Below are 14,881 nucleotides of genomic sequence, written 5' to 3'. Positions count from 1 at the left end.
ACCTGTTGCGTACCATCGCGGTTTTCACCCCCGAGAGTCGACCGTGAAGTCCTGTATCCGTGCCCTGTGGCTGGCAATGAGCGTCTGTTTAACCCTGCTGGCGACAAACGCCGGCGCCGCCGGGCAGATCGTGATCGGCCACGCCATCGATTTGTCCGGTCCGAATGGCAGTATCGGCCGCGATTACGTGGCCGGCATCACCACCTATTTCGACAGCATCAACGTCAAGGGCGGCATCAACGGCAGGAAGATCGTCTACACCGTGCGCGACGACCGCGGCGTGGCGGCCGAATCGGCCAGGCTGGCCGCTACCCTGATCCAGCAGGACCGCGCCCACTACCTGCTCGGCGCCATCGGACCCGAATCGACCCAGGCGATCCTGGCCGCGCCGGCCTTTGCCGACTCGCGCCACGTGCTGTTTGCACCGCTGACCGACGCTTTCGCCGCGCCGCGCGGGCGCGTGATCTTCTGGCGTCCGAGCATGGAGCGCGAGTGCCAGTTCATCCTCGGTTACTTCGACAAGCTGGGACTTAAAAAAATCGGCATCGTCCTCCAGGACACGCCGCAAAACCAGAAAACCTACCAGATGGTGGCCGAGGAAGTGCGCAAGCGCGGCATGACCCTGGCCGGCACCGTGCGCGTGTCGGCCAATATCGAGGCCGACGCCAGGCAGTTGAGTGCCTCGGGTGCGAAGGTGGTACTGATGATCGCCGATACCATCGGTGCCTCGCAGTTCCTCAAGGCTTTCCGCAAGCATGATGCGAGCACCTTTGTCGCCGGTACCTCGCTGATCAACCTGGCCACGCTGAGCGAAATCGCCGGTGCCCGCGCCACCGAGTGGACCGTGTTTTCGCAGGTGGTGCCCAATCCGGGCAGTACCGCATCGAGGCTTCAGTCCGAGCACATCGACATGATGAAAAAATTCCGCGACGAGCCGGTATCGGCCATCACGCTCGAAGGCTTCGCCGTCGCCAAGACGCTGGTGAAGGTGATCCAGATGGAGGCGGCCGGGCGCGGCGGCCTGCAGACGATGGCTGCCAGCCATACCCCGTTCGACATCGGCGGCATGACGCTCCAGTCGTCCGACCGCAAGAGCACCATGTCCGAATTCGTCGACATCGCCTTATTCAAGCGGGACGGTCGCCTGATGTACTGATGGCGCGGGAGCAGGCGCAGCCGCAGGCGAATCGACGTAGCGCGCCGTTTCGCGCAGCGCGCTGGCGCTTGATCCGCAGGCGAATACCAGCACGTCGCCCGGCTGGCAGCGCTCCATCGCCGCCGTGAAGGCATCGCTGACCGGCACGATGGCGTGCAGCAGGTGTTCTTGTTTCCCGGCGCGGCGCGCGCCATCGAGAATGGTGCGCGCCGTCTCGCCGCTGGCGCGTCCGCGCGGATCGGCTTCGTACACGAACAGTTCGTCGAATCCTTCGGCGCAGGTGTGGCCGATGTCGAGCAGGTCGGCGTCGCGCCGGTCGCCGGGGCAGGTGAGTACGGCGATGCGGCGTCCGCTAGAGAGCGACTGCGCCATCGACGCCATGGCCGCGTAGGCCGCCGGGTTGTGTGCGTAATCGACCACGATGGTCACGCCGCGCGCGCTGTAGACGTTCGAGCGCAGCGGATTGCTGTCGCGGTCGGACACGAAGGTGGACAGCGCCGCGACGGTCTGCGCAGGGGTGAAGCCGGCCCCCATCAGGGCGGCGGCCGCCGCCAGCGCATTGGCGACGTTGTAGCGCGCGTGGCCGTGCAGGCTGGCCGGCATGCGCTCGGCGCGCAGCAGTTCCAGCCTGCGCGAGCCGTCTTCCAGGATCAGCGCATTGTCCTGGAAGTACGCGGCGCGTCCGCCGTTGCCGAGGTGGCGCAGCAGGACCGGGTTGTCCGGGTCCATGGAAAAGAAGATGCGTTCCACATCGGCCGATACCTGGGCGCTCATCGCCACGCACAGGTGGTCGTCGGCATTGAGCACCACTGCACGCGCGGCGCTATTGGCCACCACCGCCTTGATTGCCGCCAGTTCGGCCACCGTCTCGACGCCGTCGAGCCCCAGATGGTCGGCCGAGACGTTGAGCACCACCGCCACCGCGCAGCGGTCGAAGGCCAGGCCGCGCTTCAAGATGCCGCCGCGTGCCGTTTCCAGCACGGCGATATCGACGCCCGGGGTGGCGAGCAGGGTGCGCGCCGAATGGTAGCCGGCGCAGTCGCCGTCGATGATCCGGTGGCCGTCGATGAAGACGCCCTCGGTGGTGGTCACCCCGGTGCGCAGGCCGGCCAGCCGCGCGGCGTGCGCGATCATCAGCGAGGTCGTGGTCTTGCCGTTGGTGCCGGTGACGGCGATGACGGGAATGCGGCCGTCACTGTCGCCGAACATCGCCTCCACGATCGCGTCGCCGGCGTTGCGCGCCTGGCCGTGGCTCGGGTATTCGTGCATGCGGATGCCGGGAGCGGCGTTCACTTCGATCACGGCGCCGCGCTGCTCGCGCAGGCACAGCGAAATGTCAGCGCAGATCACGTCGATGCCCGCCACGTCCAGTCCGATGAGTTGGGCGGCGCGGATGCACATCTCGCGGGTGGATGGGTGCACCTTGCCGGTGACGTCTTCGGCGGTGCCGCCGGTGGACAGGTTGGCGTTGCCGCGCAATCGCACCTCGGCGCCGGCCGGCACCACCGAATCGGCTGTGAAGCCCTGTTTCGCCAGCAGTGCCAGCGCCAGTTCGTCGAGGCGCAGGCGGGTGAGGATGTTGGCATGGCCCTCGCCGCGCGCCGGATTGCGGTTTTCAAGATCGACCAGTTCGCGCACGGTCGAGGCGCCGTCGCCGGTGACCGAAGGAGGGCGGCGCAGCGAGGCGGCGGCGAGCTTGCCGCCGGTGACCAGCAGCCGGTAGTCGCGCCCTTCGATGAAGCGTTCGACGATGACGCGGCGGCCGTACTGGCGCGCGAAATCGAAGGCGGTGCGCACCGTGGCGGCATCGGCGCATTCGGTGGTGACGCCCTTGCCCTGGTTGGCGTCGAGCGGTTTGACGGTGACGGGAAAGCGCAGGCGCGTTGCCAGCGCCAGCGCGTCATCGGCCGTGGTGGCCACGCCACCCTTGGGCACCGGAATACCGCCCTGGTCGAGCAGGGACTTGGTCAGCTGCTTGTCGCTGGCGATGCCGACCGCGATGGTGGAGGTGTCGCCCGTGACGGTGGCCTGGAGGCGCTTCTGGCGGCTGCCCCAGCCAAGCTGGAACAGATTGGCTTCGTCGGTCAGGCGTAGTGCCGGAATGCCGCGCGCGAGCGCCGCGTTGACCACGGCGGCCGTGCTGGTGCCGATGGCGCCGCGTTCGGCCACTTCCCGCAGCGCTGCCAGGCGTTCGCTCCAGTCGTGCGCTTCGCCGCGCGCCATTGCCCGCACCATGTCGAGCGCCAGGGCCATCGCCTCGACGGCGACCTGCTCGCGCTGGTAAGCGACTACGATGCGCCACTGGGTCGCATCGACTTTGCTGGTCAAGCCAAGGCTGACCGGCGTACCGGCCATGTTTTGCAGTTCCAGCGCCACCTGTTCGACCGCGTGCGCCAGGCTTGCGTAGCCGCGCCGGGTGGCCATGCCGGGCAATTGTGCATGCAGTGCATCGGCAAGATGGGGAATGTCAGTGGGGACGATGCCCGCCAGTTCGCCGGCATCGACGATGGTTTGCAGGCAGGCCAGCCGGGACCAGCGATTGGGGCCGCGCAGGATGCGCTGTTCGATGATGTTCATGTTGTTTACGCGATGTTGGTAACGATGTTCAAAAAGTCGCTGAAGGCGGCTGGTGTGGCGCTGTCGCCCGCCGCGCCGTAGCGGGAACCGGATGGCAGCAGGTGGAGGCGCACATCCACCATTTCGGGCACCGCGCGGTTGCGGATGTCGGCCACGTTCGAGACCATGTGGCGGCCATCGACGACGGTGACGGCGCCGGCGCCCAGGATCTCGATGCTGCCGCCGGCCTCGATCAGCAGCGCCGTGTCTTCATCGATGCCCACGCCGAGCAGATACGGGTTTTGCGCGACCACGGTCAGCAGGCGCGCCAGCCGGTGGCGCTGCGAGAAGTGCTGGTCGATCACCACGCGCGGCAAGAAGCCGAGGCCGGCGCCCAGGCTGACCGCGCCTTTTTCCGGATGCAGGTCGGCTTTGCCGTCGGCCAGCATGTGGGCCGACATGGCAGACGCCCCTGCGCTGGTGCCGGCGATGCAGGCGCCGCGCGCAAGGGCCGCGTGCAGCGCTTCGTCCAGCCGGGTTCCGCCGGCCTGGGCCAGCAAGCGTTTCTGGTCGCCGCCGGTCAGGAAGATGCCGTCCGCCATGGCCACCTCGGCGGCCATGGCGGCGTCGTTGGCCTCAAGGCGGCTGGCGACGTGCACCGGCTTGCGGCTGCCGACGTTCATGCCGCCGAACGCGGCGTCGTAGATGGTCCACATTTTGGCGGGCACGCGGCTCGCCGCCGTCAGCACCACGATGCGCTTGTCCGGCCCGCCGCACAGGGCGACGAAGCGCTCCAGGATCTGCATGTCGTGTTCGCGGTCTTCGCCGCCGCCGATGATCAGCAGGCTGGCGCGACGCGTGCCGGCTTGGGCCGGCCCGCTCATGCGCCGCCGTCGGGACGGGTGGCGCACAGCCACACCGCCGCGATCCGGTCGGCGTACGCGTACGGCGCTTCGTCGAGTTCTTCGCCAAACACGTCGGGGTCGATTTCGTCGTAGGTCCAGTGAAAACCGGCGGCGCGCAGGCGCGGTTCGGCCGCCTGGCGGAAGGGATCGGCATTGGCCACGATGGCCGCGCCGGTGTACAGCATCAGCGTGCCGCCGGGCGCGAGGCGCTTTATGGCCTCGTCGACGATGGCCACCGACAGCCCGGCGCCCAGGTCGCCGCCGCCGTGGCGGTAGGCGCGCTGTTCGCGGTCGATCAGGTAGGGCGGGTTGGCGACGATCAGGTCGAACTGGCCGTCGACGCTGGCCAGCAGGTTGCTCTCGACGGGGGTGAGGTTGTCGACGCCGGCGATGCGCGCATTGATGTCGGTGAGCACCAGCGCGGCCGGGTTGATGTCGGCTGCGAATACGCTGGCGCCCGGATGGGCCAGGGCGATCGTGATGGCGCCGGGTCCCGCGCCGCAGCCGATGTCCGCCGCGCGCTTGACCGGGGCGCTGCGCGCCGCCAGCGAGGCACGCATGGCGCGCACGAAGCGGTAGGTGTCGGGGCCGAAGAACACGGCGTCGGCGGCATTGGTCGGGTAGGCCGAATGCAGGTACAGCTGGCCGTCGAGGGTGGAGGCGCGCAGCACGCTGCGCAGCATGCCGTTGTCGTGGTTGAGCACGTCGGCTTCGTGCATCAGGTCCATCAGGGTGGCGTTGACCACGGCCGGCTTGAAGGCGCGGCTCCAGCCGAAAATGCCGGACAGGTCATGCGCCCAGCCGTTGGCAAGACGCGCGTTGACGCGGCTGTGCGTGAGCGGGGTGACGGTGGTGAAGGCGTAGCCGTGCTGCTTCAGGCCGCAGCCCAGCGCGTGCAGCGCGGCCCTGCGCCGCTCGCTGGCGATGGCGATCGGCGGCGCCTGGTCGAGCCGGTGGCCGTCGATGGAGATAATGGAGGCGCTCATGCGGTTCCTGTGGGTGTGTTGGTCAGCCGAGCAGGCGCACGAACATGCGCGTTGCCATCAGGCCGGTGGCGGTGTGGTGTCTGGACGGCGCCATGTGCGCCACCAGCAGTTTCATGGCGGCGCTGGTCGATGGCGCCAATGCGACGGCTTGTTCGAGACGGCGCAGCTGGTCGTTTTCGGCCTCGTGCTCGCCGGCCTGGCCGGCGTACGGATAGCGGATCAGGGCGCGCGCGCCATGGGCTTTCGGCGGCGCACTGCGGGCCGGCGCCAGTGCGCGCTGGCGCGCGCGGAACGAGGCTACGCGCGGCGCGGCGCTGGCGCCGTCGGCGGCGTGCGCGGGGAAGGCGATCCAGTCGGCCAGCACCTGCTGCTCGTAGCTTGAAAAGACCCCGAACATCTCGGCATGGTCGCCTTGCAGCAGGCCCCAGAAGCGGCTTTCCCCGGGCGCGGCGCCGCGTTTTATCCAACCGGTGCTTTCGAAGGCGCGCAGCAGGCCGGCAATCTGTTCCGGGTCGGCCAGCCAGGCGTTGATGGTCTTGCCGGCCACGCGGCAGTAGTCGCTGTGCATATTCTGTCCGGTCACGGCCTTGGCCGCGAGGATGCGCACCAGTTCTTCTTCGAGGTCGAAGGAGGCGATCACCGAGTTGGTGTTTTCGCCCAGCTCATTGAGCTTGTAGCCTTCGCGCACGCGGCGATAGAACGCGGCCGGCTCGGCGGCGCGCGCCATGAGCCGTTGCAGCGCGTCGACCGCGTCGCGCGCGTGTCCGGTCGAGCCGTTGTCGACCGTGATGTGCAGGGTGAAGTAATACGGATCGATTCCCAGCTCGTTCAATTCGTAGGCGGTGATGAGCAGGTGCAGGGGCAGTTGTTCGTAGCCGAGGTTATAGCCGATCATCTCGGGCAGGAAGCTCTCGCCCGCGTGCGCCAGCGCCAGTTGCAGCGCGCCCTGGGTGAAGTGGGCGCCATCGAGGTCGCCCCATTCGGCGCAGCCGTGGTTGTCGAGCAGGCGCTGGTACAGCACCACGTGGTTCTTGTCGGGCAGGCCGTCGCCCAGTTCTTCGACGTAGGTCTTGACCAGCGGACGGAAGTCGATTTCCTGCCAGCGTAGCAGGGCGCCATACAGCCAGGCGCCGTCCACCAGTTTGGTCGGCGCCACGCAGCGCAGGAAGTACAGCGCGTGCGCCTTGCTGGTGAAGAAACGGCGCGCGGCCCCATCGCGGCGGCCGGCCAGGTATTGCTGGTACTGCGCGCCGATGGCGGCGTTGCGCGGCGCGATCCAGGCGTCCAGCCCGGCCGGCGAGTCGGGCAGGTCGCAAGGCTGCGCGGCGGCGCGGGCCAGCTGGCCGACCAGGTAGGCCTGGGCGTCGGCGCTGGCGCTGGCAGGCACCTCGGCCTGCGAGAGGGTATCGTACAGCGCGCGGCAACTGGTCGTGGCCGGCGCGCAGGGGCGCGCGGCGATGACGGGTGGCGCGGCGAACGCAGTGTTTTGTATCGTGGACATGGGCGCGGGTAAGGTGCTTTTGAGAGAGGCCTCATTATCGCTGCCGCCCCACGCGCCTCGTATCGGTGGCCGAGCTGTGCTTGTGTAAGACAACGATTACGCGGCTGTTCCGCTCATGGCGCACCTTGCGGCAGTGGCCGCTTTGCCTTACACCAATGGTATGTGAAACACTTGGAAAAATGGTTATGTTTGCGATTCGTCAAGATGGGAAAATGGGCGTATGCTTGGTATTCAGGTCACTTGCGGCCACCTACCGGGAATGGCATGACACTCTCCGAGATTATTGTTACCGAGCAACTTGAGCGCCGCCCGCGTGGGGTGGCGCGGATGGCAACGCGCGCTGAGCCGCGTGCAGTGCCGCAGGATGGCGCAAGCCTGCGCGACATCCTGCGCGCGCGTTGCGAGGAGGCGCTGCTGCGCTGCTCGGCACAGTCGGCCGGCATCAGCATTTTCGACAATGACGACCTGGACGAGCTGACCTGGGCCGCCACCGTGGGCGTGCTGGGGCCGTTTGAAGGCCGGCGCTTTCCCCGCTCCGACAGCCCATGCGGGCTGTGCTTTTCGTACCGCAAAACCCAGTTGCTGCTCAAGCCGCACCGGTATTTTGCGTGGATGGCGCAAACCGGCGTTCCCGTTAACGAAGCGCTGGTGGCGCCCCTGATCGGCCAGTTCGGCGCTTTTTTCGGGACCATCTGGGTGATGAGCCATGACGACCTGGATATCCATTTCAACCTCGACGATGCCGACACCCTGGCGGACCTGAGCCGTGGACTGGCGACCACGATCCGGCTCAACGATAGCGGCCGCGCGGCGGGCGCGGGCAAGTCCTGAACGGTTTGTTCCCCTGATTCGGCACTCTGTCGCTTGGTGATTCCGGCACGACGCCCGCGTTGCGATAATGGCGTTCTCATCAATAACGCCCAGGTCGATTCATGAAAAAAACCGCAGTATTGCTTGCCATCTTGCTGGGGGCGGCGCTGGCCGGCCCGGCGCGGGCGCAAACGTCCGGACGCGCCTGATCCAACGCGGGCGATGTGGCGCGCGACAAGCAGGACCATCAGGCAGCGCTGGACGCCTATCGCAAGGCGGCCGACAGCGGCTACGCCAGCATGATGATGGACTATGCGTATGCAGCCAGCGCCGCCCGGCTCGGGCGCACGGAGCAGGCGTTCGCCATCCTTGAGCAGGGCGTTGCGCAGCGCCGCTTGCGCATGCTCGACGTGCTGGAAGAAGATGCCGATGTTGCGCCCCTGTGCGCCGATCCGCGCCGGGCGCGCGTGGTGGCCGCCGCCCGCGCCAATGACCTCGCTTACCGCGCCGCCCATGCCAGTCCCGACACGTTCCGCTACATCACCAGTGATATTGCGCGTTTCTGGTCCGTCGACGATCGGCTTGGCATGGCCGCCGACCCGGCCGCGCTGATGGAGCGCGAGTATCTCGACAGCGGCACTGTCGGCCTGCATGGCTTTGTGCACAGGCGCATCGGCAGCGGCGAGCAACTGGTGCGCCGCATCGGCAAGCATCCCGCATATGACCGCGCCATCCGCGCCACCACCTCGCGCGCCGCCGCGTTCGAGCCGGAAATCCGCGCCGGCCTGCGCCGCTTCCAGGCGCTGTACGCGGCGGCGGTGTTTCCCGACATTTACTTTGTGATCGGCGGCCTGCGCTCCGGCGGCACCGCCTCGCCCGACGGCCTGCTGATCGGGACCGAGATGTACGGGCGCGGCCCGGATGTGCCGGTCGGCGAACTCGACGCTTGGCTGAAAACGGGCACGGCCGACATCGACATGCTGCCCTCGATCGTCACGCATGAACTGATGCACTTCCAGCAGCAGCTCGATCCGCAAACCCTGCCTGGTCATGCCATCAAAGAAGGTTCCTGCGATTTCCTCGCCTCGCTGGTGGCGAAAGGCAATTTCAATGCCCATCTTTATCGCTACGGCTACGCCCACGAAGCGCAGCTGAAAAAAGAATTCCTGGCGGCAATGGATGGCGTCGATGTCAAGCGCTGGCTGTACAGCGGCGCACCGGATGGCGAACGCCCGGCCGACCTGGGTTACTTCATGGGCTTCCGGATTACCGAAGCTTATTACCAGCAGGCCAAGGACAAGCGCCAGGCGATTGTCGATATTCTCAACATCAAGGATGTCAAGCGCTTCCTGGCCGACAGCGGCTACGCCAGCGCGCCTTGACGGGCGGCGCCGGCGCGCAGGAAGCCTTCCAGCGCGTCGACGATGCTGCGTTCGATGTCGGCGCCGGCAAAGCGCGCCGGCGCATCCATCACGGCGGCGTGCACCAGCGACTCCATCATGCGCAGCAACATCCAGGTGGCCAGGTCGGGGTCGGGCTGGCCGATCTCGTCCTTGTGCCGTTCCAGCAGGCCCAGGATGCGCTGGAAGGAATTATTGTCCGCTGGACTGTCCTGGGTCGGTGCATCGAAGAAGGGAAACTCCTTTTCCAGCACCTTGTGCAGTTCCGGTTCGACCTGGTGCGCCACCAGCCACGCGTGGACCATGGCCGCCAGGTGCCCGCGCAGGGTGCGCGGCGCTTCACCGTCGAGGATCGCGTCGATGGCGGCGTACATCTGGGCACCATGGCGCTCGTGCAGCGCCGTGATCAGCGAATCCTTGTTCGGGAAATACTGGTAGAGCGATCCCACGCTCACCCCGGCGCGCCCGGCCACCGCGTTGGTGTTCATGCCGGCGTAGCCGCGTTCTTCGAGAATGCGAGCCGTGGCCTGCAAAATCTGCTCGACCATGTGCTGGGAACGCGCCTGGCGCGGCGCTTTGCGGGGCGTGGGAAGAGGGCGCATGGTGCTCCTTGGAATGCGAGTTTTCAATATGAGTAATTGCTCGTATTCTCTCATATCGCGAGCATTTACTCGTTTTTATGTGAGGCATCTCCATGCAATCCCCTTCGAATGCGGCGGCCAGCGCGCCGCGCAGCCTGTTTCTTGAATTATTACCGATTACGCTGACGGTGTTCGTCGGCTTCCTGACCCTGGGGCTGGCGCTGCCGGTGTTGCCGCTGCATTTGCAGTCGGCTTTGTCGATGAGCCCGCTGGTGATCGGGACCGTCATCGCCAGCCAGTTTGTCGCCGCGCTGCTGACGCGCGCCTGGGCCGGCAGCATGGTCGACACGCGCGGCGCCAAGCGCGCCGTGGTGATCGGCCTGGGCCTGGGCGCCTGTTCGGGCCTGGCGTATCTCGCGTCGCTGGGCGCGCCGGCAGGCTACGGCGCGGTGGCGATCCTGATTGGCGCGCGGCTGCTGCTCGGCTGTGCCGAAAGCCTGGTGGTGACCGGGGCGCTGGGCTGGGGCGTGGGCCTGGCCGGGCCGCAGAATGCGGGCAAGGTCATGGCCTGGGTCGGCATCGCCATATATGGCGCGTATGCCGCCGGCGCGCCGCTGGGCGTGTTCGTGTACGGCCGTTTTGGCTTTGGCGGCATTGCGCTGGCCAGTGTGATCATTCCCTTGCTGGCGCTGGCCATTATGGCGCGTGTGCCGGCGCTGGCGCCGTCGCACAGGGTGCGGGTGCCGTTCTATAAAGTGCTGCGCGCGGTGTGGCTGCCCGGCCTGGGACTGGCGCTGTCGAGCATGGGCTTTTGCGCGATCACGGCGTTCGTGGCGCTGCTGTTCTCGGCCAAGGGCTGGGGCGATGCCGCGCTGGCGTTCACCTCCTTCGGCGCCGCCTTTATCGGTGCGCGGCTGCTGTTCGGACACCTGCCCGATCAGCTTGGCGGCGCCAGGGTGGCGCTGGTGTGCGTGCTGATCGAAGCGGCCGGCCAGCTGCTGATGTGGAGTGCGCCGACGGCCTTGCTGGCCTGCGTTGGCGCCGCCATCACCGGGTTTGGCTATTCGCTCGCGTTTCCCGGCTTTGGCGTGGAAGCGGTGCGCCGCGCCCCGCCCGACAGCCGCGCCTCCGCCATGGGGGCATACGTTGCCTTCCTCGATATCTCGCTGGCCGTCAGCGGGCCGCTGGCGGGGCTGGTGGCCATGCGCTGGGATGTCGGCAGCGTGTACCTGGCGGGCGCGCTGGCGGTGGCGTCATCGGCCTGCGTGGCGCTGCGCCTGCTGACCACGCGTCCTGCCTGATTATCTTTTTACTTTAACGGAGTCATATTTTATGTTGGACCATACTGCTACCTTTCCTGCCAGCGCCCTGGCCAACCGCATCCATGCCGCGCTTGAGGCCATGCGTACTGGCGTGCCGGTGATCCTGATGGACGATCACGATCGCGAAAACGAGGCCGACCTGATCGTGGCAGCCGAGCGGCTGACGGTGGAAACGATGGCGCTGATGATCCGCGAATGCAGCGGTATCGTGTGTCTGTGCCTGCCGCCGGAAACGGTGGGCGCACTGGCGCTGGTTCCCATGAGCGCGCGCAACGGCAGCCGGCATGGGACCGCGTTCACCGTGTCGATCGAGGCGAGGGAAGGGGTGACGACGGGGGTGTCGGCGGCGGACCGGGTGGCCACCATCCGCGCGGCGATTGCGCTGGATGCGCAGCCGGGGGACGTGGTCAGCCCGGGCCATGTGTTTCCGCTGGCGGCGAAGGCCGGTGGCGTGCTGGCGCGGCGCGGCCATACCGAGGGATCGGTCGACCTGGCGGTGTTGGCGGGCTTGCGCCCGGCCGCCGTGCTGTGCGAACTGATGAACGCCGACGGGAGCATGATGCGCGGGGCGCAGATCGAACGGTTTGCGGCGGACCGGGATTTGCCGGTGCTGTCGGTGGCCGATATCGTGGCGTGGCGTAGCGGTGAGGCGTAGGAACTGGCTCATCCGAACTGTCTGGTGCCCATATTCTTGAAGGGCGCCAAGGGCGGGCAAACTCGACGGCCAGGAAGGCGGGCGCGCACGCTTTCTGATGACGGAGCGCGCGCCGGTTTCTATCGTGAAGTGTGCGAAGCGCACCTGGCGCGCATCGTCCGGGTGGACCTGATGAGCGTTGTTCACGTACCCGATCGACGAGCGCGCGCTGACGCATGCGCGCCTGATGGCCGGCGCACTGAAAGCCGCCGGCGAGGAGCAAACGCAGTCGAGTACAATCGATAAAAACCGGCCCGGGGTGGACTGCCGAGATCGAGATCGGGACTGCGCGTCTGGTAGCGATTATCGACGGCTCATGGCCATATCGTTATACACATTTTTTTTCATGAATGAAATCAGTGACTTGCAGTGGTCTTGCATGGGTCGTCCCCGGCACGCGCCAACGCAGAAGTGGCGAGTCTGATGGCCAGTAGCCACGTTTTTGCTTAATTTTCGAGCAAAACTCCATGCACAGTGCCGCTCCGGACTCAAGTACCGCTGAGGGGAAAAAGATGTGTATAACGATATGGCTCATGGCAGTTGCACGACCTGCACCACCGCGCATGACTTGGCGCCGCCCGAACCAAAGAAACCCACGTGCTGAGTGAGTATGCTTTTCATGGAATCCTTGCGCCATAACGAGTGCCTGGCTCAGGTCGCCGCCCTATTTCAAGTTCATCCAAGAAGGCACTAGCATGCAAGATACGAAAGAATATGTTGTTGCGCCTAAGCTGGCACATCATTTGATTGGAATTCTTTTCACTGGCGCCATCGCAGGCACCTGCGCCTATATGGCGATGACGAATACGTCGGGCATAGCGACGCGGCGCACCAACTTATCGCCGGAAATGCTCAATATCATATTGTGGGTGCTGTCGGTGGCTGCGGGTCTGCTAGGCTTGATCTTTTTAGCGGAGCTGGTCCTGACGCAGATACGAGCTGTACCAAAAATCAGATTGACGCCGACAGAAATCTCGATTCCGATGATTGCCGCGTTCAGAAAGCAAACCGTGACCGCCAGTTATGCACAAATTACGCAGGTGATGGTTGAACTAAGCGCACCCAACCGCCTGCTACGCATCCACACCACCGCAGGAAACGCCACAGTCGCTGAGCTAAATGTGGGCGCAGGGGTATTTGAAGAAATCTACGCGACGCTCCTGCAACGTGCGCCACGCCTGGAAAATCGATCGGCGATCAACTGATATTCGGCCTGAATGCCGCCAGCAAGTCTCGCTGGTGGCCCGAGTTCGATAGTTGGCCGCATAAGCTATTGATTTCTATGAGAGCGCCGTTGAAAGATGCCACGACAAGAGGGCACCTCGAATTACCGGTAAATTCCGCCTAACTGCCGGTCGCGATGTCGGCGGACGAGGTTCTTGATGTCAGGCCGGGCCGCTTCCCAACCGTTTTATAGGCACCCAACCATATTTTGGGCAGTCCGGACGGACTGCGGGCGTCAGAACGCCTCGACGGATCGCGTAGAGTGCGGACGTGGCAGGTGCCACGCCAGGATGGCGACTTGGACATGCAGGCCGGCGTATCCGGGCGGTTCCGCTTGCGCGCCGTTGACTTGACCGGTTGGGGCGCCTCATCGGCGGCTTCGGCGAACTGCTTGGTGAACCTGCTTTGGGAGGGCACCATGGCGGGCGTCCATTCTTAAGCCTTCCCCGGGTTGGGCTCACTTACGGTTGAGGATGGATCGGCTAGTCGGTGTTCATACATTCGCTCAAGTTCGTTGATGCCTGATTCATCATCAAGGTCGGCTTCAATTGCCTCTCTCAGGGAATTCTTTACCTTTGCAATTTTATTTCCAATATCATTTTCGATAAAAAAATCCAGCAAGGATGCGGCAATTTCGGCTCTATGACGTTTTCGGTGAAACTTGACGACCGCCACGGTATCGCCTAATTGAAACCGACCGCTTCACGGCGGCCTGCAAGGGATTGACGGGTAAATGAGCGAGTTTGGACATGCGCAGATAGGCGATAGCGATGAAGTTGGCGGCGGTCCGGAAGCCGCGCGCTGCTCGCTTGGCTTGCTGAAGCATGCCGTTCATCGCTTCGACATAGGCGTTGCTGCGGCCATCGAGCATGCCGCGCACGACGCCTGGCAGGCGCTCGCGCAGCGTCAGCGCCAGTTTCTTGAACGGCTCGAGTCGGCTTCGGCGGGCCCACGATATCCAACGCTCCAGCGCCGCCTGCGCCGCTTCCGCGCTGTTGGCGGCCACGGCGTGCTGATAGGTGTCCCGCAATGCTTCTTTCAGGCGCCACGCCCTTGCGGTCTTGAGCCGGGAACGCTGCAAGAGATACATCGTGTCGCGCTGGAGCGCCGTCCAGCTGTGCGCGTCGCGGCGCATGCCCCACATCAACGCACGGACGGTCTTGCGTTCGGTGCCCAAGGCGCTGCGAACAACGCGCGGCTGCTCCGCCATTTCCAGCTTGCGTACCTTGTCCATCGCTTCGTTGGCCAAGGCGATCACGTGAAAGCGGTCGAAGCTGATCTGGGCCTGCGGCAATTGCTCAGTGACGCCCTTGATGTAGGCCTGGCCCATGTCCATGCAGATGCAGACGTGCTCGATCCGCTGCGGCTGCCCTCCATGGGCGATCAGATCGGCCTTGAAAGCGCCCACCGTCTCGTGGTCGCGGCCTTCGGTGGCGAACAGCAGGCGCTTGGCATCGAAGTCGTGAACGACCGTTACGTACTGGTGACCGCGCCGAAGGCTGGTCTCGTCGATTCCGATGAGATTCACCTCGCTCATGTCATCCTTGCCGCGCGCCACCGCGACGTAATGGCCGGCGCTGCGCCACAGGCGATGCGCCGTCACACGCAGCAGCCGGGCAGTCTCGGCCACGGTCATTGTTTGGCACAAGGACATGGCCAGAGCCTCGAACAGTAGAGTGAAATGACTGCCAGGGCGCGACCATGGGACCTCGATGCGCGAGGTCTTTCCGCAGGAGCGGCAGCGCA

13 protein-coding genes are annotated in these 14,881 nt (G+C 65.6%); 6 read left to right on the top strand and 7 right to left on the bottom strand.

Annotated elements, in window-relative coordinates; genetic code table 11:
- Positions 1-76: 76 nt before the first annotated feature.
- Complete coding sequence (locus tag F2P44_RS23065) at positions 77-1,156, top strand: ABC transporter substrate-binding protein (RefSeq protein ID WP_167089739.1); 1,080 nt, start codon at positions 77-79, stop codon at positions 1,154-1,156.
- Here the strand turns inward: F2P44_RS23065 and cphA are convergent.
- The 4 genes from cphA to F2P44_RS23045 are packed head-to-tail and all read right to left on the bottom strand — an operon-like array spanning position 1,124 to position 7,104.
- Complete coding sequence (cphA, locus tag F2P44_RS23060) at positions 1,124-3,733, bottom strand: cyanophycin synthetase (RefSeq protein ID WP_167089737.1); 2,610 nt, start codon at positions 3,731-3,733, stop codon at positions 1,124-1,126. The two genes, F2P44_RS23065 and cphA, sit on opposite strands and share 33 nt — an antisense overlap.
- Before the next feature lie 5 nt (positions 3,734-3,738).
- Complete coding sequence (locus tag F2P44_RS23055) at positions 3,739-4,596, bottom strand: cyanophycinase (RefSeq protein ID WP_167089735.1); 858 nt, start codon at positions 4,594-4,596, stop codon at positions 3,739-3,741.
- A complete protein-coding gene (locus F2P44_RS23050) occupies positions 4,593-5,603 on the bottom strand; it encodes a methyltransferase (protein WP_187363401.1) in 1,011 nt (336 codons plus the stop codon). Before F2P44_RS23050 ends, F2P44_RS23055 begins: the two co-directional genes overlap by 4 nt.
- A 22-nt stretch (positions 5,604-5,625) precedes the next feature.
- Positions 5,626-7,104: an iron-containing redox enzyme family protein gene (locus F2P44_RS23045; protein ID WP_167089733.1), complete on the bottom strand. Its 1,479-nt coding sequence runs from the start codon at positions 7,102-7,104 to the stop codon at positions 5,626-5,628.
- A gap of 264 nt (positions 7,105-7,368) precedes the next feature.
- On the opposite strand from F2P44_RS23045, the gene F2P44_RS23040 reads away from it, so the two are divergent.
- Both F2P44_RS23040 and F2P44_RS23035 read left to right on the top strand, forming a co-directional pair.
- A complete protein-coding gene (locus tag F2P44_RS23040) occupies positions 7,369-7,935 on the top strand; it encodes a hypothetical protein (protein ID WP_167089731.1) in 567 nt (188 codons plus the stop codon).
- Between the two features lie 203 nt (positions 7,936-8,138).
- Positions 8,139-9,296 carry a hypothetical protein gene (locus tag F2P44_RS23035; RefSeq protein WP_229423700.1) on the top strand — a complete coding sequence of 386 codons (1,158 nt, stop codon included), beginning with the start codon at positions 8,139-8,141 and terminating at the stop codon, positions 9,294-9,296.
- Here F2P44_RS23035 and F2P44_RS23030 read toward each other — a convergent pair.
- Positions 9,278-9,916: a TetR/AcrR family transcriptional regulator gene (locus F2P44_RS23030; protein WP_167089729.1), complete on the bottom strand. Its 639-nt coding sequence runs from the start codon at positions 9,914-9,916 to the stop codon at positions 9,278-9,280. The two genes, F2P44_RS23035 and F2P44_RS23030, sit on opposite strands and share 19 nt — an antisense overlap.
- A gap of 92 nt (positions 9,917-10,008) precedes the next feature.
- Here F2P44_RS23030 and F2P44_RS23025 point away from each other — a divergent pair, with 92 nt between their 5' ends.
- The 3 genes from F2P44_RS23025 (at position 10,009) to F2P44_RS23015 (ending at position 13,116) form a co-directional block, all read left to right on the top strand.
- The gene (locus F2P44_RS23025; protein ID WP_167089727.1) at positions 10,009-11,196 is read left to right on the top strand and encodes an arabinose transporter; all 1,188 of its coding nucleotides are present in this window, start codon (positions 10,009-10,011) and stop codon (positions 11,194-11,196) included.
- Positions 11,197-11,227: 31 nt separating this feature from the next.
- Entirely contained in the window at positions 11,228-11,872 is a 645-nt protein-coding gene (gene ribB, locus F2P44_RS23020; protein WP_167089725.1) for a 3,4-dihydroxy-2-butanone-4-phosphate synthase, read from the top strand.
- A gap of 734 nt (positions 11,873-12,606) precedes the next feature.
- Positions 12,607-13,116: a hypothetical protein gene (locus F2P44_RS23015; RefSeq protein ID WP_167089723.1), complete on the top strand. Its 510-nt coding sequence runs from the start codon at positions 12,607-12,609 to the stop codon at positions 13,114-13,116.
- A gap of 454 nt (positions 13,117-13,570) precedes the next feature.
- Here the strand turns inward: F2P44_RS23015 and F2P44_RS23010 are convergent, their stop codons facing one another.
- Both F2P44_RS23010 and F2P44_RS23005 read right to left on the bottom strand, forming a co-directional pair.
- Entirely contained in the window at positions 13,571-13,810 is a 240-nt protein-coding gene (locus tag F2P44_RS23010) for a hypothetical protein (protein WP_167089722.1), read from the bottom strand.
- Positions 13,776-14,881: ISL3 family transposase (locus tag F2P44_RS23005; protein WP_167089720.1), on the bottom strand; the 1,106-nt coding region annotated here is incomplete at its 5' end. The genes F2P44_RS23005 and F2P44_RS23010, both read right to left, overlap by 35 nt.

It is taken from the genome of Massilia frigida (assembly GCF_011682175.1).
Lineage (GTDB): Bacteria > Pseudomonadota > Gammaproteobacteria > Burkholderiales > Burkholderiaceae_D > Telluria_A > Telluria_A frigida.
Note: the sequence above shows the minus strand (reverse complement) of the source record. Positions and strands in the feature narration are given on the sequence as shown.

Coding starts and splice junctions, on each gene's coding strand:
- cphA (WP_167089737.1), bottom strand. CDS start 3,733: ATGAACATCATCGAACAGCGCATCCTGCGCGGCCCCAATCGCTGGTCC.
- F2P44_RS23050 (WP_187363401.1), bottom strand. CDS start 5,603: ATGAGCGCCTCCATTATCTCCATCGACGGCCACCGGCTCGACCAGGCG.
- ribB (WP_167089725.1), top strand. CDS start 11,228: ATGTTGGACCATACTGCTACCTTTCCTGCCAGCGCCCTGGCCAACCGC.
- F2P44_RS23040 (WP_167089731.1), top strand. CDS start 7,369: ATGACACTCTCCGAGATTATTGTTACCGAGCAACTTGAGCGCCGCCCG.
- F2P44_RS23055 (WP_167089735.1), bottom strand. CDS start 4,596: ATGAGCGGGCCGGCCCAAGCCGGCACGCGTCGCGCCAGCCTGCTGATC.
- F2P44_RS23030 (WP_167089729.1), bottom strand. CDS start 9,916: ATGCGCCCTCTTCCCACGCCCCGCAAAGCGCCGCGCCAGGCGCGTTCC.
- F2P44_RS23015 (WP_167089723.1), top strand. CDS start 12,607: ATGCAAGATACGAAAGAATATGTTGTTGCGCCTAAGCTGGCACATCAT.
- F2P44_RS23045 (WP_167089733.1), bottom strand. CDS start 7,104: ATGTCCACGATACAAAACACTGCGTTCGCCGCGCCACCCGTCATCGCC.
- F2P44_RS23025 (WP_167089727.1), top strand. CDS start 10,009: ATGCAATCCCCTTCGAATGCGGCGGCCAGCGCGCCGCGCAGCCTGTTT.
- F2P44_RS23065 (WP_167089739.1), top strand. CDS start 77: ATGAGCGTCTGTTTAACCCTGCTGGCGACAAACGCCGGCGCCGCCGGG.